At 60.5% G+C, this 26,149-nt stretch carries 26 protein-coding genes; 10 read left to right on the plus strand and 16 right to left on the minus strand.

Features of this window, described 5'->3' with window-relative positions; all coding sequences use genetic code 11:
- Positions 1–49 precede the first annotated feature (49 nt).
- Together ACWGXF_RS02630 and ACWGXF_RS02635 are read right to left on the minus strand one after the other, a co-directional pair.
- Complete coding sequence (locus tag ACWGXF_RS02630) at positions 50–757, minus strand: transposase (RefSeq protein WP_003062049.1); 708 nt, start codon at positions 755–757, stop codon at positions 50–52.
- 89 nt (positions 758–846) lie between these two features.
- Entirely contained in the window at positions 847–1,683 is an 837-nt protein-coding gene (locus tag ACWGXF_RS02635) for an IclR family transcriptional regulator (protein ID WP_039049589.1), read from the minus strand.
- A 103-nt stretch (positions 1,684–1,786) separates the two neighbouring features.
- Here ACWGXF_RS02635 and ACWGXF_RS02640 point away from each other — a divergent pair, with 103 nt between their 5' ends.
- From ACWGXF_RS02640 to ACWGXF_RS02660, 5 genes are all read left to right on the plus strand, one after another.
- Positions 1,787–2,488 (plus strand): 3-oxoacid CoA-transferase subunit A, encoded by a 702-nt coding sequence (locus ACWGXF_RS02640; protein ID WP_034357433.1) that lies wholly within the window; start codon positions 1,787–1,789, stop codon positions 2,486–2,488.
- 31 nt (positions 2,489–2,519) lie between these two features.
- A complete protein-coding gene (locus tag ACWGXF_RS02645; RefSeq protein ID WP_003058693.1) occupies positions 2,520–3,161 on the plus strand; it encodes a 3-oxoacid CoA-transferase subunit B in 642 nt (213 codons plus the stop codon).
- A 60-nt stretch (positions 3,162–3,221) separates the two neighbouring features.
- Positions 3,222–4,433, plus strand: a complete 1,212-nt coding sequence (gene pcaF / locus ACWGXF_RS02650) for a 3-oxoadipyl-CoA thiolase (RefSeq protein WP_256629770.1) — start codon at positions 3,222–3,224, stop codon at positions 4,431–4,433.
- A 165-nt stretch (positions 4,434–4,598) separates the two neighbouring features.
- Complete coding sequence (locus ACWGXF_RS02655) at positions 4,599–5,594, plus strand: Bug family tripartite tricarboxylate transporter substrate binding protein (protein ID WP_034381559.1); 996 nt, start codon at positions 4,599–4,601, stop codon at positions 5,592–5,594.
- Positions 5,595–5,713: 119 nt separating this feature from the next.
- Entirely contained in the window at positions 5,714–6,451 is a 738-nt protein-coding gene (locus ACWGXF_RS02660) for an SDR family oxidoreductase (protein WP_087864868.1), read from the plus strand.
- Between the two features lie 255 nt (positions 6,452–6,706).
- On the opposite strand, the gene ACWGXF_RS02665 is transcribed toward ACWGXF_RS02660, so the two are convergent.
- A complete protein-coding gene (locus ACWGXF_RS02665; RefSeq protein WP_003058703.1) occupies positions 6,707–7,552 on the minus strand; it encodes an SIS domain-containing protein in 846 nt (281 codons plus the stop codon).
- 244 nt (positions 7,553–7,796) lie between these two features.
- Here ACWGXF_RS02665 and tal point away from each other — a divergent pair, with 244 nt between their 5' ends.
- A complete protein-coding gene (gene tal, locus ACWGXF_RS02670) occupies positions 7,797–8,762 on the plus strand; it encodes a transaldolase (protein ID WP_003062018.1) in 966 nt (321 codons plus the stop codon).
- 12 nt (positions 8,763–8,774) lie between these two features.
- A complete protein-coding gene (pgi, locus tag ACWGXF_RS02675; protein ID WP_256629769.1) occupies positions 8,775–10,379 on the plus strand; it encodes a glucose-6-phosphate isomerase in 1,605 nt (534 codons plus the stop codon).
- Positions 10,380–10,424: 45 nt separating this feature from the next.
- On the opposite strand, the gene ACWGXF_RS02680 is transcribed toward pgi, so the two are convergent.
- From ACWGXF_RS02680 to ACWGXF_RS02725, 10 genes are all read right to left on the minus strand, one after another.
- Positions 10,425–11,330: a class I SAM-dependent methyltransferase gene (locus tag ACWGXF_RS02680; RefSeq protein WP_256629768.1), complete on the minus strand. Its 906-nt coding sequence runs from the start codon at positions 11,328–11,330 to the stop codon at positions 10,425–10,427.
- A complete protein-coding gene (locus tag ACWGXF_RS02685; protein WP_003062011.1) occupies positions 11,330–11,947 on the minus strand; it encodes a DUF1415 domain-containing protein in 618 nt (205 codons plus the stop codon). Before ACWGXF_RS02685 ends, ACWGXF_RS02680 begins: the two co-directional genes overlap by 1 nt.
- 155 nt (positions 11,948–12,102) lie before the next feature.
- A complete protein-coding gene (locus ACWGXF_RS02690; protein ID WP_003062008.1) occupies positions 12,103–13,281 on the minus strand; it encodes a deoxyguanosinetriphosphate triphosphohydrolase in 1,179 nt (392 codons plus the stop codon).
- Positions 13,282–13,365: 84 nt separating this feature from the next.
- Positions 13,366–14,463 carry a 3-dehydroquinate synthase gene (gene aroB / locus ACWGXF_RS02695; RefSeq protein WP_256629767.1) on the minus strand — a complete coding sequence of 366 codons (1,098 nt, stop codon included), beginning with the start codon at positions 14,461–14,463 and terminating at the stop codon, positions 13,366–13,368.
- Between the two features lie 55 nt (positions 14,464–14,518).
- Positions 14,519–15,064 carry a shikimate kinase gene (locus tag ACWGXF_RS02700; RefSeq protein ID WP_039049583.1) on the minus strand — a complete coding sequence of 182 codons (546 nt, stop codon included), beginning with the start codon at positions 15,062–15,064 and terminating at the stop codon, positions 14,519–14,521.
- Positions 15,065–15,178: 114 nt separating this feature from the next.
- Positions 15,179–17,293: a type IV pilus secretin PilQ gene (gene pilQ / locus ACWGXF_RS02705; protein WP_256629766.1), complete on the minus strand. Its 2,115-nt coding sequence runs from the start codon at positions 17,291–17,293 to the stop codon at positions 15,179–15,181.
- Entirely contained in the window at positions 17,290–17,841 is a 552-nt protein-coding gene (locus ACWGXF_RS02710) for a pilus assembly protein PilP (RefSeq protein WP_034357416.1), read from the minus strand. Before ACWGXF_RS02710 ends, pilQ begins: the two co-directional genes overlap by 4 nt.
- Positions 17,838–18,512 carry a type IV pilus inner membrane component PilO gene (gene pilO / locus ACWGXF_RS02715; protein ID WP_003061994.1) on the minus strand — a complete coding sequence of 225 codons (675 nt, stop codon included), beginning with the start codon at positions 18,510–18,512 and terminating at the stop codon, positions 17,838–17,840. Before pilO ends, ACWGXF_RS02710 begins: the two co-directional genes overlap by 4 nt.
- On the minus strand, positions 18,512–19,123 hold the full coding sequence (locus tag ACWGXF_RS02720) for a PilN domain-containing protein (RefSeq protein WP_012837038.1): 612 nt from the start codon (positions 19,121–19,123) through the stop codon (positions 18,512–18,514). The genes pilO and ACWGXF_RS02720 overlap by 1 nt, the downstream gene beginning before the upstream one ends.
- Positions 19,120–20,202 carry a pilus assembly protein PilM gene (locus ACWGXF_RS02725; protein ID WP_370466518.1) on the minus strand — a complete coding sequence of 361 codons (1,083 nt, stop codon included), beginning with the start codon at positions 20,200–20,202 and terminating at the stop codon, positions 19,120–19,122. Before ACWGXF_RS02725 ends, ACWGXF_RS02720 begins: the two co-directional genes overlap by 4 nt.
- Before the next feature lie 349 nt (positions 20,203–20,551).
- Here ACWGXF_RS02725 and ACWGXF_RS02730 point away from each other — a divergent pair, with 349 nt between their 5' ends.
- Positions 20,552–22,882 carry a penicillin-binding protein 1A gene (locus ACWGXF_RS02730; RefSeq protein WP_003061989.1) on the plus strand — a complete coding sequence of 777 codons (2,331 nt, stop codon included), beginning with the start codon at positions 20,552–20,554 and terminating at the stop codon, positions 22,880–22,882.
- A 67-nt stretch (positions 22,883–22,949) separates the two neighbouring features.
- Here the strand turns inward: ACWGXF_RS02730 and cyaY are convergent, their stop codons facing one another.
- On the minus strand, positions 22,950–23,291 hold the full coding sequence (gene cyaY / locus ACWGXF_RS02735; protein ID WP_003061987.1) for an iron donor protein CyaY: 342 nt from the start codon (positions 23,289–23,291) through the stop codon (positions 22,950–22,952).
- Positions 23,292–23,303: 12 nt separating this feature from the next.
- Here cyaY and lptM point away from each other — a divergent pair, with 12 nt between their 5' ends.
- Both lptM and ACWGXF_RS02745 read left to right on the plus strand, forming a co-directional pair.
- Complete coding sequence (gene lptM / locus ACWGXF_RS02740) at positions 23,304–23,552, plus strand: LPS translocon maturation chaperone LptM (RefSeq protein ID WP_256629764.1); 249 nt, start codon at positions 23,304–23,306, stop codon at positions 23,550–23,552.
- Positions 23,553–23,626: 74 nt separating this feature from the next.
- A complete protein-coding gene (locus ACWGXF_RS02745) occupies positions 23,627–24,454 on the plus strand; it encodes an oxygen-binding di-iron domain-containing protein (RefSeq protein ID WP_087085062.1) in 828 nt (275 codons plus the stop codon).
- Here ACWGXF_RS02745 and ACWGXF_RS02750 read toward each other — a convergent pair.
- Positions 24,418–25,050, minus strand: coding sequence for a protein-methionine-sulfoxide reductase heme-binding subunit MsrQ (locus ACWGXF_RS02750; RefSeq protein ID WP_256629763.1), 633 nt, complete (start codon positions 25,048–25,050; stop codon positions 24,418–24,420). The two genes, ACWGXF_RS02745 and ACWGXF_RS02750, sit on opposite strands and share 37 nt — an antisense overlap.
- On the minus strand, positions 25,050–26,042 hold the full coding sequence (gene msrP, locus ACWGXF_RS02755) for a protein-methionine-sulfoxide reductase catalytic subunit MsrP (protein ID WP_256629762.1): 993 nt from the start codon (positions 26,040–26,042) through the stop codon (positions 25,050–25,052). Before msrP ends, ACWGXF_RS02750 begins: the two co-directional genes overlap by 1 nt.
- Between the last annotated feature and the right edge of the window lie 107 nt (positions 26,043–26,149).

A 26,149-nucleotide genomic window follows, 5' to 3' on the forward strand; every position in this document is an offset into this window, starting at 1 on the left:
AAAAATTGAGTGAAGCAATCCAATAAAAACAAGGGGTTGGAAGAACCGCCTAGTCTTCGTGCACCGAAGCTGTGCGTGCTGCAGGCCTGCCGGCCTTCTGCCGCTTCACGCGCCGCTCGGTTTTCTGTTGCAAATTTTCAATGAAATCGGGCTCGCCCAAAGCCCAGCCACGCAGTGCGGCATGGCTGATCTGCGCCTGGGTATCGGCATCCAGACCGGCCTCCACGGCTCTGACATAAGCGGCATCTCTGGCAAACGGCGTGTTGCCCAGAGCCCAGAAAAGCGCATGCGGGCTGATGAGCGCATCGCTTTGCAGGCCTGCGTTATGCGCATAGCTGGACCAGGGCCAGTCCACCGCACGCTGCACCAGCCCGTCGCGCACGGGGTTGAGATCCATGGAGACCATGGTGGCCATCAGCCATTGCTCGGCCTGCAGCACGGTGCAGCGATAGCGCCCCTCCCACAGCGTACCGGTGCGTCCGTGGCGGTTGTTGAAGTAGCGCACATAGCTGCGCCCCACGGCCTGCATGAACTGGGGCACGCCCTGCTCCGTCCTGGGCGTCAGCAGCAGATGGAAGTGATTGGGCATGAGCACATAGGCATGCACATCGACCTCGAAGCGCCGCGCCATCTCGCGCATCAGGTCCAGCATGACCAGGCGATCCTGCGCGTCCACAAAGATCTCGCCGCTGTTGTTGCCACGCTGGATGATGTGGTGCGGCATGTTTGCCAGCGTGAGACGGGGAAGACGGGCCATGGAGCGGACTTGAGCAGGGGCGACAGAGAAGGCGTTTCGGTCATTATGAAGCGTCGCGCCAGGGCCGACGCGTCCTCAGGCGCCAGACATCACAGATGCATGCGACCCGAAGCACTCAGCAACTGACTGATGTGGCGCGTAGCGGCCAGCAACTGCGGCAGCAACCGCTCGCGCATCATCTGCTCGCTGGTGCGGTTGGCCTGGCCGCTGATGTTGAGCGCCGCCACCGTCTGGCCGCGCGCGTTGCGTATGGGGGCGGCAATCGAGATCAGGCCCTCCTCCAGCTCCTGGTTGAGCAGGGCCCAGCCCTGCTCGCGCACGCGGGCGATCTCGGCATACAGTTCATCGTCGCCGGTCAGCGTGTGGCGCGTGAAGGCGCGCTGCTCGCGCCGGGCCATCAGCGCCCGCAGCTCATCGGGGGGCAGCGCCGCCAGCAGCACCCGCCCCATGGATGTCCAGAAGGCAGGCAGTCGCGAGCCCACGCCCAGATTGGTACTCATGATCTTGTGCGTGTGCACGCGCAGCACATAGACCACGTCCAGACCTTCGAGCACGGCGGCCGAGCATGACTCCTTGACCTCGTCCACCAGCGCCTCCATCGCAGGTTCGGCCAGATTCCACAGCGGCGTGGAGCTCAGATAGGCAAAGCCCAGATCCAGGATGCGCGGAGTGAGTGCGTAGTACTTGCCGTCGCTGCGCACATAGCCCAGCGTCTGCAGCGTCAGCAGGATGCGCCTGGCACCGGCACGCGTCAGACCCGTGGCGGCAGCCACCTCGCTGAGCGTCTGCTCGGGCGCCCTGGCGCTGAACGAACGTATGACTTCCAGCCCCCTGGCAAAGGACTGCACATAGCTGTCACCGGGCTTGAGCGAGACCGCTTCGCCCTCGACCTGGGTTTTCCCTGATGTGGTTTTTACAGTCTCCATTTTCATCATCCTTTTCTACAATTCTTTTAGCGAACAAATGTTCTATATACGAACATTTTAGCGCCAATGGCGCAGATCTTTGTGTAGAAAATTGGAGACACCCATGATCAACAAGATCGCCGACTCGGTCGCTCAGGCCCTGTCCGGCATTCAAGACGGCTCCACCGTGCTCATCGGCGGCTTCGGCACCTCGGGCATCCCCGGCGAGCTGATCGACGGCCTGATCGCCCAGGGTGCACGCGAGCTCACCGTGGTCAACAACAATGCCGGCAATGGCGACACCGGCCTGGCCGCCCTGCTCAAGACCGGCCAGGTGCGCAAGATCATCTGCAGCTTCCCGCGCCAGGTGGACAGCTGGGTCTTCGACGAGCTGTACCGCAGCGGCAAGATCGAGCTCGAACTGGTGGCCCAGGGCAATCTGGCCGAGCGCATGCGCGCTGCCGCCGCAGGCATAGGCGCTTTCTTCTGCCCCACGGCCTACGGCACCGAACTCGCAAAAGGCAAGGAAACGCGCGAGATCAACGGCAAGCACTATGTGCTGGAGCACCCCATCCATGGCGATGTGGCCTTGATCAAGGCAGAAAAAGGCGACCGCTGGGGCAATCTGACCTACCGCATGTCGGCGCGCAACTTCGGCCCCGTGATGGCTTCGGCCGCCAGGTTCACCGTGGCCACCGTGCATGAGATCGTGGAACTCGGCCAGCTTGATCCCGAATCCGTGGTCACCCCGGGCATCTATGTGAGCCAGGTGGTGAAGATCGAGCGCGTGGCCACCCAGGCCGGCGGCTTCAAGAAGGCGGCCTGAGCCCGCCAAGGTCCAGCAAGGAGATACAAGCGTGAGCTATCAAAAACGAAGCAAGGACGAACTGGCCCTGCGCGTGGCCCAGGACATTCATGACGGTGCCTATGTGAATTTGGGCATAGGCCAGCCCACCCTGGTGGCCAACCACATCCCCGCAGGACGCGAAATTGTTCTGCAAAGCGAGAACGGCATTCTGGGCATGGGCCCGGCACCGGCGGCCGGCTCCGAAGATTACGACCTGACCAATGCCGGCAAGCAGCCCGTGACCCTGCTGCCCGGCGGCAGCTATTTCCACCACGCCGACAGCTTCGCCATGATGCGCGGCGGCCACCTGGACATCTGCGTACTCGGAGCCTTCCAGGTTTCGGCCACGGGCGATCTGGCCAACTGGAGCACCGGCGAGCCCGGCGCCATTCCCGCCGTGGGCGGAGCCATGGACCTTGCCATTGGCGCCAAGCAGACCTGGGTGATGATGGATCTGCTCACCAAAAAGGGCGAGAGCAAGGTCGTGGCCCAGTGCAGCTACCCGCTGACCGGCCTGGGCTGCGTCAAGCGCATCTACACCGATCTGTGCACCCTGGCATGCACACCCGAGGGGCTGCGCCTGATCGACAAGGTCGAAGGCCTGGAGCACGCCGAACTCGAACGCATCGTGGGCCTGCCCATCGCGGCCTGAACGGCCCTCAGGCCAATCCGGCCTAGACCCCAAGCTCGATTTTTATAACGGAGACATGTCATGAGCAACCAGAACCAAGCCTTTATCTGCGACGCCATCCGCACCCCCTTCGGTCGCTACGGCGGCGCGCTGTCCAGCGTGCGCACCGATGATCTGGGCGCCCTGCCCATCAAAGCGCTGATGCAGCGCAACCCCAATGTGGACTGGACTGCCGTGGCCGATGTGCTCTATGGCTGTGCCAACCAGGCCGGCGAGGACAACCGCAACGTGGCGCGCATGTCGGCGCTGCTGGCCGGCCTGCCCATCGATGTGCCCGGAGCCACCATCAACCGCCTGTGCGGCTCGGGTCTGGACGCTGTCGGCACGGCCGCGCGTGCCATCAAGTCCGGCGAAGCCCGCCTGATGATCGCCGGCGGCGTGGAGAGCATGAGCCGCGCCCCCTTCGTCATGCCCAAGGCCGAGTCCGCCTTCAGCCGCAACAATGCCGTCTACGACACCACCATTGGCTGGCGCTTTGTCAACAAGCTGATGAAAGCACAGTACGGCGTGGACTCCATGCCCGAGACCGCCGAAAACGTGGCCGACGATTTCGGAATCGAACGCGAAGCCCAGGACCGCATGGCCCTGGCCAGCCAGGAAAAGGCCGCGGCTGCGATTGCTGCCGGCCATCTGGCACGCGAGATCGTGCCCGTCTCCATCGCCCAGAAAAAGGGCGATCCCATCGTCGTGAGCCAGGATGAGCACCCCCGCGCCACCACCATCGAGGCCCTGGCCAGGCTCAAGGGCGTGGTACGCCCTGACGGCTCGGTCACGGCCGGCAACGCCAGCGGCGTCAACGACGGTGCCTGCGCCCTGCTGCTGGCCAACGAGGAAGCCGCCAAGCAATACGGCCTGGTGCCGCGTGCCCGTGTGATCGGCATGGCCGTGGCCGGCGTCGCGCCGCGCATCATGGGCTTCGGCCCCGCTCCCGCCGTGCGCAAGGTGCTGGCCCAGACAGGACTGACTCTTGAGCAGATGGATGTCATCGAGCTCAACGAAGCCTTTGCCGCACAAGGCCTGGCCGTGCTGCGCGACCTGGGCATTGCCGACGACGACAGCCGCGTCAACCAGTGGGGCGGCGCCATCGCCCTGGGCCATCCCCTGGGCGCATCGGGCGCCCGCCTGGCCGCCACGGCCGTGAACCAGCTGCATGCCTTCGGCGGCCGCTATGCGCTGTGCACCATGTGCATAGGCGTGGGCCAGGGCATCGCCGTGGTGCTCGAACGCGTCTGATCCCGACTGCGGCAGGGACCGGCCAAGTCCGGCCTGCTGCCGCCCCCTGCCTCTTACACCCAAACAACGACCGCTGGCGTGCACCTTCTCTCGCAGGTGTGCCACCGCGGCAGCCCGCGCCCCGGCCTTTGGCCGGCGGTGTCTTGCCTTTTTCCGGAGACCTAGATGTCCAATTCCCTTTCCCTGTCTCGCCGCCGCAGCCTGCAGACCCTGGCAGCAAGCGCCCTGTTCGCTCTGGGCGCTGCTCCCTCCATGGCCCAGACGCCCTATCCCAGCAAGCCCATCACCATGATCGTGCCCTTCTCGGCCGGCGGTACGACCGACATCCTGGCGCGCGTGGTGGGCCAGGCCCTGAGCACCGAACTGGGCCAGAGCATCATCATCGACAACCGCCCCGGCGCGGGCGGCAATATCGGCGGCCAGGCCGCGGCCCGCGCAGCCGGTGACGGCTACACCCTGTTCATGGGAACGGTGGGCACGCACGCCATCAACGAAGCCCTGTACAAAAAGATGCCCTTCGACCCGGTCAAGGACTTCGCTCCGCTGACCCGCGTCGCCAATGTGCCCAATCTGCTGGTGGCCCACCCCAGCCAGCCCTTCAAGACGGTCAAGGAAATGATGGCCTACGCCAAGGCCAATCCCGGCAAGCTGAATTTCGGCTCCTCGGGCTCGGGCAGCTCCATCCACCTGTCTGGCGAGCTGTTCAAGTCCATGACCCATCTGGACATGGTGCATGTGCCCTACAAGGGCAGCGCGCCGGCCATCACCGATCTGCTGGGCAACCAGATCGCCATCATGTTCGACAACATGCCCTCGGCCATCCAGCATGTGCGATCGGGCAAGCTGCGCCCCATCGCCGTGACCACGGCCAAGCGCTCGCCCGAGCTGCCCGATGTGCCCACAGTGGCCGAAGCCGGCGTGCCCGGCTATGAAGCCACTTCCTGGTTCGGTCTCTTCGTGCCTGTCAAGACACCGGCCGACATCCAGCAAAAGCTGCATGCCGCCATTGCCAAGGTGCTCAAGGATCCCGCCGTGATCAAGAAGATCAACGACCAGGGCGGCGAAGTCGTGATCGACACCCAGGAAGGCTTTGCCAAGTTCATCGACGCCGAAGCCAAGAAGTGGGGCAAGGTCGTCAAGGACTCCGGCGCCAGCGTCTGACCCACCCAGGTGCCGCCTGTCCCGGCCCCAGCACTGCCGGCGCATGCCGGTGGCTGCTGTTGCCCTCCCAGGCCCGCACCTGTCGCAACCGCCCCGTTTTCCGTCTGAAAGTTATTGCCATGTCTTCCCAGAGCGCCTCCCTTACTGACCGCCCTCGCGTGTTGATCACCGGTGGCGGAGCCGGCATCGGCGCCGCCGCTGCCGAGCGCTGCCGCGCCGACGGCTACGAGCCCATCATCGTCGACCGCGTGGTCGATCACGTTCCCGGCGGCATACAGGCCGACCTCAGCAACGCCGAGGACACGGCCCGCGCCCTGCGTCAGGCTCTGGAAACCGGCCCCATCACGCGTCTGATCAACAACGTGGGCGTGGTCGTACCCAACGACGCCGCCTCGCAGACCCTGGCCGAGTTCGACCTGGCCGTCTCGCTGAACCTGCGCTGCGCCTTCCAGTGCATGCAGGCCCTGCTGCCCGGCATGAAGCAAGCGGGGTTCGGGCGCATCGTCAACATGTCCTCGCGCGCCGCGCTGGGCAAGGACTTGCGCACAGCCTACGCTGCCACCAAGGCCGGTCTGATCGGCATGACCCGCGTCTGGGCGCTGGAGCTGGGCCAATGGGGCATCACGGCCAACGCCATAGGCCCCGGCCCGATACGCACCGAGCTGTTCGACAAGGCCAATCCGCCCGACGCCCCGCGCACGCAGAAGATCATTGCTTCCGTACCCGTCAAGCGGGTGGGAACTCCCGAGGATGTGGCCCATGCCGTGTCTTACATGCTCGACGAGCGCAGCGGCTTTGTGACCGGACAGGTGCTCTATGTCTGCGGCGGCATGACCGTGGGCGTCGCCTCCGTGTAAGCGGCTCGATACGAGCTGCTGCCCGGGCAAGCCAAGTCCCCGAGCCGCAGATGCATCACCCTCGTCCGGCGCGCACCCTGCAAGCTTGCGGGATCTGGATGCTTTTTAAATTTTGATAGCTTAAAGCGCCTCCCCCAGAATGATTTCAATGTGTTTTATGCGTGAAACCATTTATGGAAAGGCGACAGAAGCTCTCAATAAGAGAGCCCTCTTGCTTGGCATCTCGACGCGCACAGGCCGCGCCTTTGCTGGCCCTCAGGTATAGCGCTTGGCGCGCAGATTGTTCTTCATCTGCTCCAGCGCCGGCTGAAGTGCCGGCCCGATGCGCAAAGCCACACAGGTCGCCAGCACGTCGATGATGAGCAGGTGCAGCAGCCGCGAGACCATGGGACTGTAGCGGTCGTAGCCTTCGGGGTGATCGGCAGCCAGATGCACCTGGCAAGCGGAGGCAAGAGGCGAGCCGCTGGCCGTGATGGCGATGGTGGTGGCTCCGTTCTTGCGAGCGATATCCGCCGCATCCATCAGATCTCGCGTACGGCCGGAGTTCGAGATGATGACCACGCAGTCGCCCGGACCCAGCAATGTCGCGCTCATGACCTGCATATGACCATCGCTGGTGGCCAGACTGGTCACACCGAGGCGGAAAAACTTGTGCTGGGCATCCAGCGCCACGATGCCCGAGTTCCCGGCGCCGTAAAACTCGATGCGCTTGCCGGTCTGCCAGGTCGCGGCAATCGCCTGCGCAGCCTGCTCTATGGCCGCCGTGCTGGCCGCATTGCGGTACTGCAGAAAAGCGGCAACCGCGTTGTCCACCACCTTGACCATGACATCGCTGGTCTTGTCATCGCTGTCCACACTGCGATGGATGAAGGGCACGCCTTCGCTGACGCTGCCCGCGAGCTTGAGCTTGAAGTCCGCCAGGCCGTCATAGCCCATGCTGCGGCAAAAGCGCACCACCGTGGGTTTGCTGACATGTGCCCGCACTGCCAGCTCTCGCACCGGCAGATGCGCGAAGGCCCGCGGATCGGCCAGTACCAGGCGTGCAACACGCTGCTCTGCAGGCGCCAGGGACGGAAGGGAGGCAGTAATCCGATCAAGCATATTGGCGCAGATGAGGTGGAGGCAATGAATGAGTGCAGAAAAAAGCGAGCATAAGACCGAAGCGCCTCATGCCTCGCAAAATGGCAGCAAAACTTGAATATTTCCGCAAATAAATAGGCGAGCGCGCATATTCAGCAGGGTTTGCCTTGATGCATCCTCAAACGGAGTATCTGCAAGCACATTCTCAATCAGGGATTCACGCTCTACACTTGCTGGTTAGTTTGAAACACAGCAAAGGATGGACATGAATCAGTTGGAGGCGCTCAAGCAATTCACGACCGTGGTCGCGGACACCGGTGATTTTCATCAACTGGCGCAGTTTCAACCGCAAGATGCCACCACCAATCCATCCCTGATTCTCAAAGCGGTTCAAAAGACCGAATATGCGCCGCTGATGCGCGCCACCGTGGCGCAATTCAAAGACCGGGGGCTTGACGAAATCATGGATCGGACGCTGGTGCGCTTCGGCTGCGAGATTCTGAACACCATACCCGGCCGTGTTTCCACCGAAGTCGATGCCCGCCTGTCTTTCGACACCGTGGCCACGGTCACGCGCGCCGAGCGACTGATCGAGCTGTATCAGGCGGCCGGCATCCACACCGAGCGTGTGCTCATCAAGATCGCCGCCACCTGGGAAGGGATTGAAGCGGCCCGCATTCTCGAGCAGCGCGGCATTCACACCAATCTGACACTGCTGTTCTCCTTCTGCCAGGCCGTTGCCTGCGGCCAGGCCAAGGTCCAACTGATCTCGCCCTTTGTGGGCCGCATCTACGACTGGTACAAAAAGCAGGCCGGCGCGCAGTGGGATGAAGCCACCATGGCCGGCGCCAATGATCCGGGCGTGCGCTCCGTACAGAAAATCTACGACTATTACAAGCACTTCGATGTTTCCACCGAGGTCATGGGTGCAAGCTTTCGTAATACCGGCCAGATTCTGGCTCTGGCGGGCTGCGATCTGCTTACCATTGCACCTGAGCTGCTGGCCCAGCTCCGCGCACAGCAGGACGACGCCATGCCTTTGACCCGCGCCCTGGACCCGGACAAGGCCAGAGCCCAGCCGCAGGAACGCGTTCTGTATGACCAGGCCTCGTTTCGCTTTGCGCTGAACGAAGATGCCATGGCCACCGAAAAGCTGGCCGAGGGCATTCGCGCTTTCACCGCGGACACCCTGAAGCTGGAAGCATTGATGCAGCAAGCGGCTGCAGATTGACGGAAATTTCCTTTGACACTTCTTTGTCACGAGCTGCCTGCCTGGCAGGCTTTGCAAACCCATTACCGGTCGCAGATCCAGCATCTGGATTTGCGCCAGGCTTTTGCACAAGACCCGCAACGTCTTGACGCCCTGAGCATGCAGGCGCCGCATGTCTTCGCCGATCTGTCGAAGAACCTCTGGACTGGCGAGACCGAGGCCTTGCTGAGGCAGCTTGCAACCGAGAGCCAGCTCTCGAGCAAGCGCGACGCCATGCTGGCCGGCGCAGCCATCAATACCAGCGAGCAGCGCAGCGCGATGCACTGGTTGCTGCGCACTCCTGCAAACGGCGGGCAGCTCGCCCAGTCCCCCGTTCTTCGGTCCTGGCCCCGGGACATGCGTTCAGCTCTGCATGAGGTGCACGAGACGCTGGATAGCATGCTCGCCCTGGCCGATCAGATCAGGGACAGCCAACAGATCACCGATATCGTCAATATCGGCATCGGCGGCTCGCACCTGGGTCCGGAAGTCGTGGTCAATGCCCTTGAGGACTGGATAGACCAGGACAAGAACTTTCACTTTGTCTCCAATGTGGACGGCCACGAGCTGGGACATGTGCTGCGCCGGGTCAAACCGGAAAGCACGCTGTTTCTGATTGCCTCGAAATCCTTCACCACGGCCGAGACCATGCTGAACGCTCGCTCGGCCAGGCAGTGGTTTCTCGATCATGGCGGCAGCGAAGATCCGCAGGCCCCATGCTCGATCGACCGACACTTCGTAGCCCTCACCACCAATACACAGGCGGCTGCAGAGTTCGGCATACAGCGCACTCTGGGCTTCTGGGATTGGGTAGGCGGACGCTTTTCGCTATGGTCCGCCATCGGCTTGCCTATCGCCATCGCCATAGGCTCGGCGCAATTCAGGGCTCTGCTGGGCGGCGCGCACGCGATGGACGCCCACTTTTTCACAGCCCCTCTGGAGAGCAATCTCCCGGTGCGCCTGGGACTGCTGGACATCTGGTATCGCAATTTCTGCCAGTTTTCCAGCCGCTGCATTGCCCCATACAGCCATGGACTGCGCCGCCTGACGGCCTATCTGCAGCAACTGGAGATGGAGAGCAATGGCAAAAGCATCAACAAGAATGGCGTTCGGCTCACAGCTCCCACGGCACCGGTGATCTGGGGCGAGCCCGGCACCAATGGGCAGCATGCTTTTTTCCAGATGCTGCACCAGGGGCAGGATGTCATACCGGTCGAATTCATTGCCCTGCGCGACGGGGGCAAATACCTGGGCGAGCACCATCAAAGCCTGGTGGTCAACGCGATTGCCCAGGCCCAGGCGCTGATGGTGGGGCGCTGCGGCGAAGGTCTGGAAAAAGACTGCCCCGGCAATCGCCCCAGCAGTTTCCTGATGCTTGAAAGACTGGATCCCGCCTCTCTGGGCGCCTTGATTGCGCTGTATGAACATCGCATTTTTGTCTCTGGCGCCATCTGGGACATCAACAGCTTCGACCAGTGGGGTGTGGAACTGGGCAAGAAGCTGGCAAAGCAGCTTCATGCCCGCCAGAACCACAATGACTGGGAAGGAGTGGACGCGTCAACGCAGGAGCTGATGAAGCGCCTGATGGAGAGTCACTGAGCATCACAAGCAGCGAGCCCGGCAGAGCTCATGCTTCAAGCCTGCTCAGGCCGCGCTGGTTTGCTGCAAATGGGGATAGCGCACGCCAGCCAGACCTTCCAGTCCAAACTCGGCGAGCAACTGACGCAGGCGTTGCGCTGCACTGCGCTTTTTCTGCCCCGTATAACGGGCCACAATCAATTCGTTTTTCATGCTGTGCTCCCAGCCCACCAGCTCGGTGACCGTGACCTGGTAGCCGCAAGCCTCCAGATACAGACAGCGCAGCACATTGGTAATCTGACTGCCCATCTCGCGAGTGTGGATCGGGTGACGCCACAACTCGGCCAGCGGAGTGCGCGCCAGGCTCATGGCCTTGGTCTGGCGCAGACATGCAGCCACCTCGGCCTGGCAGCAAGGCACCAGCACCATGGCCTTGGCCTGCTTTTCCAGCCCGAAGGCTATCGCATCATCGGTCGCCGTATCGCAGGCGTGCAAGGCCGTGACCACGTCAAACTGCGAAGGCATGAAGTCTGCTCGCGTGGACTCGGCCACCGACATATTGAGAAACTCCATGCGCTCGAAGCCAAGTTCAGTCGCCAGCTTCTGGGATGCCTCGACCAAAGGCGCACGCGTCTCGATACCGAAAATCCGGCCCTGAGCCAAGGCCTTGAAATACAGGTCGTAAAGAATGAACCCCAGATAGGACTTGCCCGCACCATGGTCAGCCAATGTCACGGCATGCCCATCCTTGGACAGCTCGGCAAGCAAAGGCTCGATGAACTGATAGAGGTGATAGACCTGCTTGAGCTTGCGGCGCGAATCCTGATTGAGCTTGCCCTCGCGCGTCAGAATATGCAGGGCCTTGAGCAACTCAAGGCTCTGGCCGGGCTTGAGCCCCAGTTGCTCGGCGATATCAAGTGCCCCTGCTTTGGCGGGCTTTTGCAGGCTCTGCTTTTTATCGGTCTTGCCCATCACTTCTCTGCCTTCGTCTGACCATGGCCGGTCACGGGGCAGCGAGCCCCGACATCCAGGTCCAGCCAGCCTTCGATGCCGATCTTTTCCAGCGTTTCCATATTGCGTTCGTATATCGTTTCGGCTTCCGGAAACACCTCCACAGCCTTGTCGATGCTGTCTTCGCGCAGCAAGTGCAATATGGGATAGGGAGCACGATTGGTGCAGTTGGTAACGTCGTCCACATCCGTGCCCTCAAACTGAAATTGAGGATGGAACGAGGCCACCTGCAAGATGCCGCCCAGATCCAGCTCCTCGATCATGGCATCCGCCACTTCAAGAAAGTCATTGAAGTCCAGAAAATCCTGCAGGGCATGGGGCAGTATCAGCAGTGTGGTGTCGCGTTTTTCTGCGTTGGCTTCGGCCAGGGCCTCAAGCTCGCGATGCAGAGCCTCGGCAACAGCCTCCGCATCGGTCGCATCGCTGACGGCGTAGTGGATCTGAGCCTTGACATGCACGCCTTTGGCGAAAGGGCATAGGTTGAGACCTATCACGGCCTTTTCCAGCCAGCGCACGGTATCCGCAATCACAAGCTCCGGCGGGAAAGCCTGATCGGCGATGGTTGAAGTTTCGGTCATGACAGGGCCCTCCAAAATGCAAACGGGGGCCATCGCCCCCAAAGAATGCGCACTGGGCGGGAAATATTCCGGCTCTAGATACACAGAACCGCTATTTTAGCGATCCGGCCTGTGCCATGCTCGCCACTGGCAGCAAGACCGTTGAGGAGCTTCCTTCAGGCCTCGCCCAGCAGCCTGAGCCCGGTGATGCGCTCATGCTCTCGCGCCGCATAACGATCCGTCATACCCGCAATAAAGTCTGCCACCACTCGCGCACGTTCATGCAGGGTAGTGACGATATGGGCACGCTGAACAAAGCGCGGCTTCATGCGTTCAGGCTCCACCATATAAGCAGCAAACAGCTCTTTCACAACTTGCTGGGCACTGTTCATGGTCTGCATGACTTGAGGGTGCCGATAGAGCTGCCTGAACAAGAACTGCTTTAGCACCAGAGACTGCGCTTTCATCTCTTCGCTGAAACCGATCAGCGTCCGGCCGTGCTGACGAACCTCCTGCACCGAGCGCACAGCCGCCTGCTCAATACCGGCCTGTGAGTGATGGATGACGTCATAGACCTGGTCACTGAGCATGCGGCGAATGCTCTCATAGAGCAGCTTGCGCTGAGCATCCGGCAGAGCCAGATCGGGCCAATCCGCCAATGTCGAGGCGTAATAGCGGGCAAACAAAGGCACGGCTTCACGCAACTGGGCCATGGTGATCAGACCCGATCGAACGCCGTCGTCCACATCGTGGGCGTTATAGGCAATCGCATCCGCCAGATTGCATAGCTGTGCCTCCAGAGAAGGCTGAGTGCCATCCAGAAAGCGCTGAGCCACGCCACCGGGCTCACGTGCATTCAGCAATTGCGCATTGCTGAGCGAGCAATGCTTGAGAATTCCCTCGCGCGTTTCAAAAGTCAGGTTCAGACCGTCAAAGGCTGGATAACGCTCCTCCAACCTGTCCACTACACGCAGACTTTGCAGATTGTGCTCAAAACCGCCATGGGGCTTCATGCACTCATTGAGCGCGTCTTGCCCCGCATGTCCAAAAGGTGTGTGCCCCAGATCATGCGCCAGACAGATGGCTTCAACCAGGTCTTCATCCAGCCGCAAAGAACGCGCGATGGAGCGCCCCAGTTGTGCCACTTCCAGAGAATGCGTGAGCCGGGTTCGGAACAGATCGCCCTCATGGTTCACAAAGACCTGGGTCTTGTAAACCAGTCGCCTGAATGCCGAGGAGTGAACAATGCGGTCCCGATCGCGCTGAAAGTCGCTGCGCGTGGGAGCCGGGGGCTCAGCAAAGCGACGCCCGCGGCTTTGCTGGGGATGGCAGGCGTAGGAAGCCAGAGCGGTCATGCAAATCGCCTCAACAACTCGATGCAATGACTCTAACAGCTATGGGCTCGCTTCCCCCAGGGTCTGCTCACATAGCGCCATCCATCAAGCGCAGCAACTGTCGATCACTTCACGCACCAGAGCGTCGGGTGCCGACCTCATCACCGCCTTGCCGGGACCATCGATCAGCACAAAGCGGATTTCACCGGCTTCGGATTTCTTGTCGACCCGCATCAGCTCCAGATAGCGACCAGCATTGTCCTGAACATCGATGACCGCTGCGCGCACCGGCAAGCCCGCTCGCTCAATCAGCTTGCGCAGACGCGAGACAAAGCTCGCCTCCACCAGGCCAAGACGTTGGGACAGCTCCGCCGCCATCACCATGCCTGCCGCCACACCTTCACCGTGCAGCCAGTTGCCGTAGCCCATGCCGGCCTCGATCGCATGACCGAAGGTATGACCAAAATTGAGAATCGCGCGCAGACCCGCTTCCTTCTCGTCCTGCCCCACGACCCAGGCCTTGATCTCCACACTTCGCTTGACGGCATGGGCGAGCATGTCGCGATCGCGGCGCAGCAGGCCACCCATGTTCTGCTCAAGCCAGTCGAAAAACTGCATATCGGCAATAGGGCCGTATTTGATGATTTCCCCCAGACCTGCGCTCAACTCGCGCTCGGGCAGGGTATCCAGCGTAGCAAGATCGCAGAGCACCAGCTGCGGCTGGTAGAAGGCCCCAATCATGTTCTTGCCCAGCGGGTGGTTGATGGCAGTCTTGCCCCCCACCGAAGAATCGACCTGGGACAGCAGCGTGGTCGGCACCTGCACAAAAGGCACGCCACGCATATAGCTGGCGGCAGCAAAGCCCGTCATATCCCCCACAACACCGCCGCCCAGTGCAAACAGCACCGTCTTGCGGTCGCAACCATGCTGCAGCAGGGCATCAAAAATCAGGTTCAGAGTCTGCCAGTCTTTATGCGCTTCGCCATCGGGCAACACCACCTCGTGAACCTGGGCGTATTGACCGCTCAAGGCCTGCTTGAGCGCAGACAGATAAAGCGGGGCCACGACATCATTCGTCACGACCAGAGCCGCCGCCGCCTTGGGCAATGCCTGCCAAGTGGAGCTCTGGGCCAGCAAGCCCTCTGCAATCACGATGGGATAGCTGCGCTCTCCCAGATCAATATGCACCGTTTCCACGTTCAACCTCTCTCAAAATACATAGCAGGAACCACTCGCAGTGTATTGACCAACAAGCTTTTCAGCGCAATCCGGAATGCTGACCGAGCTCAATCTGCATGGCCACTCGCTGGGCCACCTGCGTGGCGGACAGGCCGCTGCCCGCCACCACAAAATCCGCAACCTCCTTGTAGAGCGGATCTCTGATGGCATGCAAATCCAGCAAGCGCTGCAAAGGATTGTCCACTTGCAGCAAGGGACGCTGAGTATCCCGCTGCAGGCGCTTGGCAATTTCATGCGGTGATGCACTCAGATAGACCACCTGTGCATGCTCGGCCAGTTCTTGCCGGTTTTCAGCCTTCAGCACGGCACCGCCACCTGTGGCAACCACCGTTTTCTCAGGTCGCGCCAGCAGCGCTGCCAGCACCTCCTGCTCTACATCCCTGAATCTGGACTCGCCTTCCTTGGCAAAAAAATCGCGAATCGTGCAGCCGATATGCTCTTCGATGGCCACATCCACATCCACAAAAGGCATAGACCAACGCTTGGCCAAATAGCGTCCGATGGTGGATTTGCCGGAGCCTGGCAAACCCACAAGGGCAATATGAAATTTCTTTAGAACAGTCATCGCGTTACCGTCATCCGCCAATCTGGCCAGCCCATGATTCTCGCAGCCCGCAGATATTACAAATGAAAAGGCCCGCATCAACTCGTGCGGGCCCTATGTAAAAACTGATAACAGTTATTTGCTGGTGCTGCGCGCCTGGTTCAGCATCTTGGGAGTGATGAAAACCAGCATTTCACGCTTGCTCGAAGCCTTGGTGTTGCTACGGAACAAATGCCCCAACACAGGCAGATCTCCGAACAGCGGTACCTTGTTGAGCTGGTTGGTCTCCTCCAATTCAAAGATACCGCCAATCACGACCGTGCCGCCATTCTCGACCAGCACCTGGGTCTTGACATGCTTGGTATCAATGGCGACGCCCTGAGTCGTGGTCTCACCGCGGCTGTCCTTGTTCACATCCAGATCCAGAATGATGTCGCCTTCAGGGGTAATTTGCGGAGTCACTTCCAGCTTCAGCACGGCCTTCTTGAACGAGATGGTCGTGGCGCCATTCGGCGCAGTCACGGAGTATGGGTATTCCGTGCCTTGCTCGATCAAGGCCTTGTTCTGGTCTGCCGTCACCAGACGGGGGTTGGAGATGATCTTGCCGTCGCCTTCTGCTTCCAAAGCGGACAGCTCCAGGGACAGGAAACGTGTCATCGAGCTATTGAAGACAGAGAATGCGACCTGACCCACAGTGTTGATTCCCGAAACACTGGCGGGCAAATTGACAAAATTGCCACTGGGGAACTTGGAGCTTGATCCCGAGCTGCTATCAGGCAGGAACTGAGACGATGTCATAGAGGCATTGCTGCCAACAGCCCCTCCGCCAAACTTCACACCCAGCGAACGCCCAAAGGTATCGCGTGCCTCCACAATGCGGGCTTCGATCATGACCTGGCGCACCGGCACATCCAGCGTTGCCAGCAAAGCCTTCATTTCTTCCAGCTTGGTCGGCGTATCCGTCACAAACAGCTGATTGGTGCGTGGCTCGGAAATGGCGGAGCCTCTCGACGACAGAAAGCGCGTGCTGGACCCTGTACCGCCTGCACCGCCGCCGCCTGTCGAAGTCGTGATCTGCTGCAGAATGTCTGCCGCCTTCGCATAGTTGAGCTGGAAGCCTTGCGTGCGCAAAGGCTCCAGCTTCTGGATTTCCATGGCCGCTTCATAGTCACGCTTGGTCCGCGCGTCAATCTCGTCCTTGGGAGCGATCCAGAGCACGGAGCCGGACTTGCGCATGCCCAGCCCCTTGGCATCCATGATGATCTGAAGAGCCTGGTCCCAAGGCACATCCTTCAGACGCAGAGTCAAGGCACCTGTCACCGTATCCGAGGTGACGATATTGAAGTTGGTGAAGTCCGCGATGACCTGCAGCAAAGAGCGCACTTCAATATTCTGGAAATTGAGCGACAGCTTTTCGCCACTGTAGCCCGGGCCTTGCGTCAACTTGCTGGTGTCGACCTTTTTCTGGCGCACTTCCACCACGAACTGATTGTCGCTCTGGTATGCGCTGTGCTCCCAGTCACCCACAGGGTCAATGCGCATCCGAACACGATCGCCTTGCTGAGTGGTCGATATCGTTTGCACAGGCGTACCGAAATCCCCCACATCGAGCTTCTTGCGCAAATTTTCAGGCAGAGCTGTACGCAGGAAGTCCACCGTCAGGCCCTTGCCCTCCTGCCGCAGATCCACCCCCACCTGGCTGCTGCCAAGGCTGACTACAACCCGGCCGGAGCCATCGCTACCACGGCGAAAGTCGATACCGCGAATCGGAGCGGCATCAGAGGCTGCCGTCTTGTTCTCGAACACCGGAGCCATGACAGGAGCCGCAGCTGCAGCGGTTGTCGCGGCACCTGCGGGATCAAGCAAGATCAGCAAAGATTTGCCCTGGCGCTGCAAGCGATAGGTCGTAGCCGTCTTCAGATTCAATACCAGGCGTGAGCGACCCGATGCTTCCACCAGATTTGCCGAGCGCAGATTGCCCTGATTGAATTCAAGCAACGACTTGCCCGAGCCATTGCTCACACCCGGAAAATCCAGAGCGATACGCGCCGGAGACTGAACCACGAATCCGGTCGGGTCAGCAGCCAGCGGTTCGGACAGCTCGACACGGACGACCTCGGAGCCTGACTGCAAAGCACCTGTAACAGCCTCAATGCGGGCTTGCGCCCAAGCTGCCGAAGAAAGCAAAAGGCCGCTCAGGGTCAGACCCCAACGGGCCTTCGCCATAGTGCTGCGATTAATACCCATCATTTGCCGACCTCCTGCAACTCCAAAGTGCTTGTTCTTTCAATCCAGTCACCACCGCCATCCTGGACAATTTCTCTTAGCTGGATGGAGTTTTCCGTAATCTTGGTGATCTTTCCGTAGTTCTGCCCCAGATAGTTGCCGACACGTACCTGATAGAGCAGGCCGCCGACCTTGACCAAGGCTGTGGGCACGTTCTTTTTGTCGAGACTGCCCACCATGGTCATGGTGTCCAGCGGCTCGGCCTCCAGCGGCTCCTTGCGGCGACTCAGCTCTGGCGTGAGCAACGCCGTGCTGATGTTGGATTGCGCAGACTCCTTGCGCAGCACCTGGATCAGCTTGAGCGGATTGAAGGGATCCATGCCGTCAGCCCCTGTATAGGCCTGGGGCTTGAAAGGCTTGGGCTCCTCCAGAGGAGTCACGCGAGGCTTGGCATTGGCACGCTCCTGGGCCATCCACTCACGCAGTTGCTCCTCCTCGGAGGAGGTGCAGCCCGCCAGCAAAGCACTGCTCATCAGGACCAGCCAGACAGGGCTCAAGAATGCTCTGCTCATTTCTTCCCCTTGGCCGCGTCACGCTGCGCCTTGACTTCGTCCGCATCCAGATATCGGAAGGTCCGTGCCGTGGCATCCATGGACAGCACATCCGTGTCCTTGCCGCCCGGGGCGATGGACAGATTGTTCAAGGTCACGATACGGGACAGGAAAGCGATATCCGAGGCAAAAGCACCGATGTCGTGATAGCGCCCCGTCACCTTCAGGGTGATTGGCAGCTCGGCGTAGTACTCCTTGGTCACCATGGCGCCAGGGCGGAATACTTCAAACTGCAGACTACGCCCCAAGCCGGCCTGGTTGATATCGGAAAGCAGAGCAGCCATCTCCGCCTTGCTGGGCAGTTGCTTTTCCAGCTGCGTCACATACTGCTGCACCTGCTCGCGCTGCTTCTTCAAGCCCTCCAGGCTCACCGCCTTGACCATTTTCTTGGAGTAGTCTTCGCGCAGAGTCACCTCGGTCGCACGCTCGGCGTCGAGCTCTGCCTCGTAATCCTTCAGAACGACGAACCACAGCAAGGCAGCGACAGCGACTGCAACGGCCACATACAGCAGTGCCTTGGGCAAGGCTGGCCAGACCGAAGGGTCATTGGGGTCCAGATTCCGGAATTGGCGCTGAATCCTCTCTTGCAGCGCAGCGAAATCGATGTCCAGAGATTTCTTCTTTTTTGCCATTACTGCGCCTTCACAGAAGAGCTTGCAGCAAGCAGATTTTTCTCCGCATCGCTGGCCCTGGTCAGATTGAAGCGCAATGTGAATGCAGCTGCACGGCGCTTATCCTTGGCAGTCACATCAACAGTCTTGGCCACAATTTCCATCAGCTCCGGCTTGGAGAACCAGGGCGAGCCATCCGTAAGATTGCGCAGCATCTCGGAAATACGTTCATTCGACTGTGCAGTTCCCTGCATGGTCACCGACAGGCCTTCTTGCTTGATGCTGCTGATGTAGACACCGTCCGGCAGTTGCTTGACCAGCTCATTGAGCATGTACACCGGCAGGTTGCGGTCGGACTGTAGATCCTCCACCGCCTTCTGCCGTGCACGCAGAGCGGTGATTTCGGCCTCGAGCCCCTCGATTTCCTTGATCTGTGTTTCCAGGACCTTGATTTCGGAGCGCAGCAGATTGTTCTTGTTCTGCTGGCCCTCGATCATCATCTGGAAGTACCAGTAAATCAGTGCTGCAATCAGCAGTCCACCCAGTGCGCCCAGCACCATATTGACCTGAAACGCCTCTTTACGGCGTTTCTTGGCCGCCTCGCGGTGCGGTAAAAGGTTAATCAGTATCACTCTCGAAACCTCCGCATGGCCAAACCGCAAGAGGTCAGATAGGACGGCGCTTCACGCGCCATCTTCTTCAGACGCACGCCGCTGCCAATTTCCATGCCTTCGAAGGGATTGGCAAGACTGCAGGCACATCCCGTCTGCTGGCTGACGGCATCCACCAGCCCCGGCAGGGACGACGATCCACCTGCCAGCAAAACATGATCGACGCGGTTATAGGGAGTACTCGTGAAGAAGAACTGCAACGCTCGCGCCACTTCCTGGGTCAGGCTTTGCACAAAGGGCTTGAGCACACCAGCCGCGTAGTCGTCCGGCAATTCGCCGCTGCGCTTCTTGGCCTCCGCCTCTTCCGGAGAAAAACCGTACTGGCGTGCAATCAACTGGGTAAGCTGTGCGCCGCCAAAGGCCTGATCACGCTCATACAGCACCTCGTCATTGCGAAGCACCTGCATGCTGGTGGTCATGGCCCCCACCTCGAATAGCGCCACGACGGCGTCACGCCCGGCATTGGGCAAACGCGACACCAGACGCGTTGCCGCCATTCGGGCAGCGTAGGGCTCGATATCGATCACCATGGGCTTGAGACCGGCTGCCTCGGCCAGGCCCTGGCGGTCCTGCACTTTTTCCTTGCGCGATGCAGCGATCAGCACATCCACATCGCCAGGCGACACCAGCGACGGACCTATGACACAGAAATCCAGGCTCACCTCATCGAGCGAGAACGGAATGTATTGATTGGCTTCGGACTCGACCTGAACTTCCATTTCCAGCTCGGTCAAGCCGGCTGGCAAGGTGATCTTCTTGGTAATCACCGCAGCGGCAGGCAGTGCCATGGCCACTTGCTTTGTACGCGTTCCGCTTTTCTTGACCAGGCGGCGCACAGCCTCCGCCACCTCATCAAATTTCTCAATATTGCCATCGGTGATCCAGCCCTTTTCAAGAGGCTCAATCGCACAACGCTCCAGTTGCCACTCGCCGGATTTGCTTTTGGCCAGCTCGACCAGCTTCACGCTGGAGGAGCTGACATCAATGCCAAGCAAAGGTGCAGGCTGACGGCTGAATAAAGAACTCAGAGCAATCAACATGCCCCCCCAGGTTTGTAAGAATGGAAACAAAAGCCAGCAATACCCCGGAATCCTAGCAGCAAGCTATAGCAGCACATGCTTTGCTGCAGCGCTTTTCACCGTATTTCGTGGTCAAAAAAAGACAAACTTGTGTAACGTCAAACCGCAAGAACCTCAGCCCTTGCGCATACTGGTGCTTACCCTGTGATTTAGGATTCAATCAAAGCGCGGCACCCACCCGGCCGCCACGATGCTTTTCCGGGCGGCATTTCTATAATGCCCTACCCCTTGCCAATACTGCGAAATGCCGCCATCAGAACATTCTGCTCACCAGGCACCTGCGCCTGGGTCTCAAACTCCCAAAAAACGCATGCACTGGCTGCCGCGTTCCATTTTCTGGCTGATCGGACTTGCCGTCGCCGCCGCCCTGGCCGTGTTGCTGGCCGTGGCCGTGGCGCTGGCCATGGCTTACCCCAATCTTCCAGACGTCTCCGAACTTGCAGACTACCGCCCCAAGCTACCGCTGCGGGTCTACTCCAGCGAAGGCGCTCTGCTGGGCGAATTTGGGGAGGAGCGTCGCACCCTGACGCCCATCAACGAGATCCCCAAGGTCATGACGGATGCCGTGCTGGCCATCGAAGACACCCGCTTCTTCGAGCATGGCGGCGTGGACTACAAGGGCATGCTGCGTGCTGCGCTGGCCAACCTGGGCAAGGTCAAGAGCCAGGGCGCCTCCACCATCACCATGCAGGTCGCACGCAATGTCTACCTCTCTTCCGAGAAGACCTATACCCGCAAGATCTACGAAATCCTGCTGACCTTCAAGCTTGAGCACTTGCTCACCAAGGAGCAGATCCTCGAGATCTACATGAACCAGATTTTCCTTGGCAACCGTGCCTATGGCTTTGCAGCAGCCTGTGAAGCCTATTTCGGCCATCCGCTCAAGGACATCACGGTGGCCGAAGCCGCCATGCTGGCAGGCCTGCCCAAGGCTCCATCGGCCTACAACCCGATCAGCAACCCCAAGCGCGCCCGCATCCGCCAGCTCTACATCATCGAGCGCATGGAGGAAAACGGCTTCATCACGGCAGATCAGGCCAAGCAGGCCCGCGAAGAGCCGCTCAAGCTGCGTACTGCCGCCAATTCGACCCGTGTACATGCAGAGTACGTGGCTGAAATGGCCCGTCAACTGATCTTTGCCCAATACGGCAGCGACGCCTATACCCGCGGCCTGAACGTCTACACCACTCTCAATGCCGGTGAACAAGAGGCTGCCTACAAGGCTTTGCGCGAAGGCATCATGAACTACGAACGCCGCCAGAAGTACCGCGGCCCCGAGAAGTTCATCACTCTGCCAGCCAACGCTCAGGAGCTGGAAGACGCCATTGACGATGCCCTGGCCAACCATCCCGACAACGGCGATGTGGTTGCGGCCGTGGTGCTGGAAGCCTCGCCGCGCAAGATTGTCGCGGCCCGTGCGGACGGTACCCATTTCGAGATCACGGGCGACAACCTCAAGCCCGCCGAATCCGGCCTCAGCCCCAAGGCACCGCCCAATATCAAGATCCGCCCCGGTGCCGTGATCCGCGCCATCAAGAACGCCAAGGGTGCCTGGGAAATCACCCAGTTGCCCGAAGTCGAAGGCGCTTTTGTGGCCATGTCCACGCAAACCGGCGCGATCCGCGCGCTGATCGGTGGTTTCGACTTCGAAAAGAACAAGTTCAACCACGTGACCCAGGCCTGGCGCCAGCCGGGCTCCAGCTTCAAGCCCTTCATCTACTCGGCAGCGCTGGAGCACGGTTTCTCGCCCTCCACCATGATCAATGACGCACCGATCTTCTTCAGTGCGGCAACCACCGGTGGTCAGCCCTGGGAGCCCAAGAACTACGACGGCCGCTACGACGGCCCGATGACCATGCGCACGGGCTTGAACAAGTCCAAGAACATGATCTCCATCCGGTTGCTGCAGGCCATCGGCCCCAAGACCGGACAGGAATGGGCGACTCGCTTCGGCTTTGAAGCCGCCAAACAGCCCGCTTACCTGACCATGGCTTTGGGCGCCGGTTCCGTCACGCCGCTGCAGATGGCGGGAGCCTATTCGGTGTTTGCCAACGGCGGCCACCGCATCAACCCCTGGCTGATTGCCCGAGTGACAGACCACAAGGGTCGCATCCTCTCCGAGTTCACGCCGCCAGCGGTGAAGGAACTGCCCCAGGCCATCCCCGAGCGCAATGCCTTCCTCACCGGCACCCTGCTCAATGATGTGGCACGCGTGGGCACGGCTGCACGTGCCCAGGCCACACTCAAGCGCCCCGACCTGTATGGCAAGACCGGCACCACCAATGACTCGGTGGACGCCTGGTTTGCCGGCTACCAGCCCAGCATTGCCGCAGTCTCCTGGATTGGCTACGACACCCCGCGCAACCTGGGCTCGCGCGAAACCGGTGGCGGCCTGAGCCTGCCCATCTGGATCAATTTCATGCAGCACGCACTCAAGGGTGTGCCAGTGGCCGAAGTGCAGACCCCGCCCGGCGTGGTCAATATGGGCGGCGACTGGTATTACGAAGAAAACGCCCGCAACGGCGGCGTCTCCAGCCTCGGTATGGAAGGCGCCTCCGATCCTGGCAACGCAGGCCCGGGTGCCACCCAGCCGCCTGCCGCAGAGGAGCGCAGCCGCATTCTGGACCTGTTCAGAAACTAAGCCCTCGCAAAGCAAAAAGCCTGCCTCTCGTCGAGGCAGGCTTTTTTTATTCCAGCGCCCTGAAGACTCAGGCCAGGGCCTTGAACTCCAGAGCCATGCCCGACTGCTCGCTTGCATATTGCGTCAGATTGGCAAAGAACTCGCCAGCACCCTTGGTGTCCAGCCAGACTTTCTTGTCCTCGTCAAAGCGATAGTGAAAGCCACCTGCCTTGGCCGCCAGCCAGATTTCATGCAGGGGTTTTTGCTGGTTGATGACAATCTGGCTGCGATTGGCAAACACCAAAGTCACCATGCCGCCCACACGCTGGGCATCAAGGTCGGCATCGGTTTCGTCATTGATGCGATCACAGCATTGCTCCACAGCCAGCAGAAGTTGGTCGGCGCGATCCAGATATTCAAGGTCAGTCATTACAATTTGCCCATGTTGAAAGCCAACCAAATTTTAGTCAGGAGCATTGCCCTTGCGGCTTGTGCGGCGTCCCTGGCAGCACTTTCCGCCTGCGGGCAAAAAGGCCCACTCTATCTGCCTACAGATCCTGCGGCGCAGGGTCGCGCCACGCTGCCCGAAACGCTGGGCATTTCCACCAAGCCTTCCAGCGCAGCAACACCTGCAACGAAAGCCACGCCGATAGAGGCCAACGAGATTCCCCAGACCGATACCAAGCCCTGAGGCTTGATGCACATCAACATGGCGCCCGGACTTACTCTCTAGAGTGATGGCATCTTGTCCTTTGACAAACTGCCATGTCCATTGAGCTCTATCGCGACAAAAACCACGTCTGTCTGATGTTCACCGACCTCATCGAAGAGGACGGTCAGGCCATTCAGGCCAACCAGTTCCTGATCGTGGACAACGGCACGGGCGCCATCATTGATCCCGGCGGCAACCTGGCTTTCAACGAGCTGTTCATGGGCATGTCGCGGCATTTCCCGCCGCAAAAGCTCGCCTATCTGATTGCCTCGCATGCCGACCCGGACATCATCGCCTCGCTGGATCGCTGGATGAGCAGCACGCGCGCACAACTGGTCATCTCGCGCATCTGGGAGCGCTTTGCACCGCACTTCACCAAGGTGGGCAAGACGGAAAACCGCGTCATCGGCGTGCCTGACTCGGGCGGACGCCTGCCTCTGGGCCATAGCGAGCTGGTGCTGCTGCCCGCGCATTTTCTCCATGCCGAGGGGAACTTTCACTTCTACGACCCCATCAGCAAGATTCTGTTCACGGGCGACCTCGGCGTTTCTCTGACCACCGGCGCAGAAGCGCAGAAGCCCGTCACCGACCTCGCTCCCCATATCTCGCGCATGGAAGGCTTTCACCGCCGCTATATGGTCTCCAACAAGATTCTGAGGCTATGGGTGCAGATGGCACGGCAGTTGCCCATAGACATGATCGTGCCCCAGCATGGCGCGCCCATCATGGGCAAACAGGCGATTGGCGACCTGTTCAACTGGCTCGAAGGCCTGCAATGCGGCATCGACCTGTTCGACCAGCGCGCTTACCAGCTGCCTTCAGCCGAGATCGACCCGGTCTCGCGTCAGGTACGTCCGCCGCTGCGCGCCGTGGCAGGTTGATTGCTTCTGAGTGCACGCAGCACTCGCCAGCCAAGCAAGCTACCGAGAATGGTCGCATAGACGGCCACCTCGCCAAAATTGTTCTTGCCGGCGCGCATCCAGAAAAAATGCAGCAAGGCCAGCGGCACCGCCACATAGACGGCACGGTGCAGCCATTGCCAGCGCTTGCCGCCCAGAGCCCTGAGCATGAACTTTGGCGAGGTGACGGTCAGCACCAGCAGCAGCAGCCAGGTGCTGAAACCCACCAAGATGAACGGGCGCTTGGGAATATCGGCCACGATATCGCCCCAGTCCAGCCCCATGTCGAACCAGGCATAGCAAAGCAGGTGCAGACAGGCGTAGAAGAACACATACAGGCCCAGCATGCGCCGGTAACGCACCAGCAGATTCCAGCCGCTGATCTGGCGCAGCGGCGTCACCGCCAGCACGATGCAGAGAAAGCGCAGGGTCCAGTCGCCCGTGCTGCGCAGCAGGGCTTCGGCCGGATTGGCCCCCAGCCCGTCGGTGAACGCCGCATAGAACAGCCATGCGCAAGGCAGCAGGCACAGCATGAAGACCAGTGGCTTGGCCCAGGGCTTGAGCAACCAGGCCTGCATCAGTAGAACTTCTTCAGGTCCATGCCCGCATACAGCGACGCCACCTGATCGCCATAGCCGTTGAACAGCAGAGTCTTGCGGCGCTTGGCGAACAACCCGCCCTCACCGATGCGCCGCTCGGTGGCCTGGCTCCAGCGCGGATGATCGACCTCGGGATTCACATTCGAATAAAAGCCGTACTCGTTGCGTGCCGCCTTGTTCCAGGCGGTGCCTGGCTCCTTGTCGGTCAGGCGGATCGCCACCAGCGACTTGGCGCTCTTGAAACCATACTTCCAGGGCACGACCAGGCGCAGAGGCGCACCATTCTGGTTGGGCAGTACCTCGCCGTACATGCCGAAGGCCAGCAGCGTCAGCGGGTGCATGGCCTCATCCAGCCGCAAGCCTTCGGTATAGGGCCAGTCCAGCACGCCGCTTCTGAGTCCTGGCATCTGGGCCTTGTCGGCCAGGGTGACGAACTCCACATACCTGGCGCCGGAGAGCGGCCGCACTTTCTTGAGCAGTTCGGACAGCGAGTAGCCGACCCAGGGGATGACCATGGACCAGCCCTCCACGCAGCGCAGGCGGTAGATGCGCTCCTCCATGGGCGCAAGCTTGAGCAGGCTTTCGATATCCAGGGTCTGCGGCTTCTGCACCAGACCTTCTATGCGCACCGTCCAGGGCCGGGTCTTGAGCGTGTGCGCATTGCGTGCAGGCTCGTCCTTGTCGAGCCCGAACTCGTAATAGTTGTTGTAGCTGGTCACGTCCTGGTAGCTGGTGGTCGCCTCCACGGTCATGGCGCCGGCCACCTTGCTGGCCACGCCCTTCAGGGCGGGTAGATGCACGCGATCGGCCGCAGCCAGCGCATCGCGGCCGGCCCAGCCGGCCAAGGTGGCGCCCGCCGCCCCCATGGCCAGGGTCTGCAGAAAGTCCCGGCGCTGCATGTATTGGGTCTGAGGCGTGATCTCGCTGCCCAGCGGATGCTCGAAGCCTTGGTTGCTGTGACGAATCAGCATAGGAATGCTCCCAAACGACAATCAAGAGTAGTGCGATTTGGAAGTCCTCTGCGTCAGCAAAGTTCCCCCGAAGTGCTTAATAAAAAAGGAGCTGCTTGCGCTTGATG

It is taken from the genome of Comamonas sp. HJ-2 (assembly GCF_053615495.1).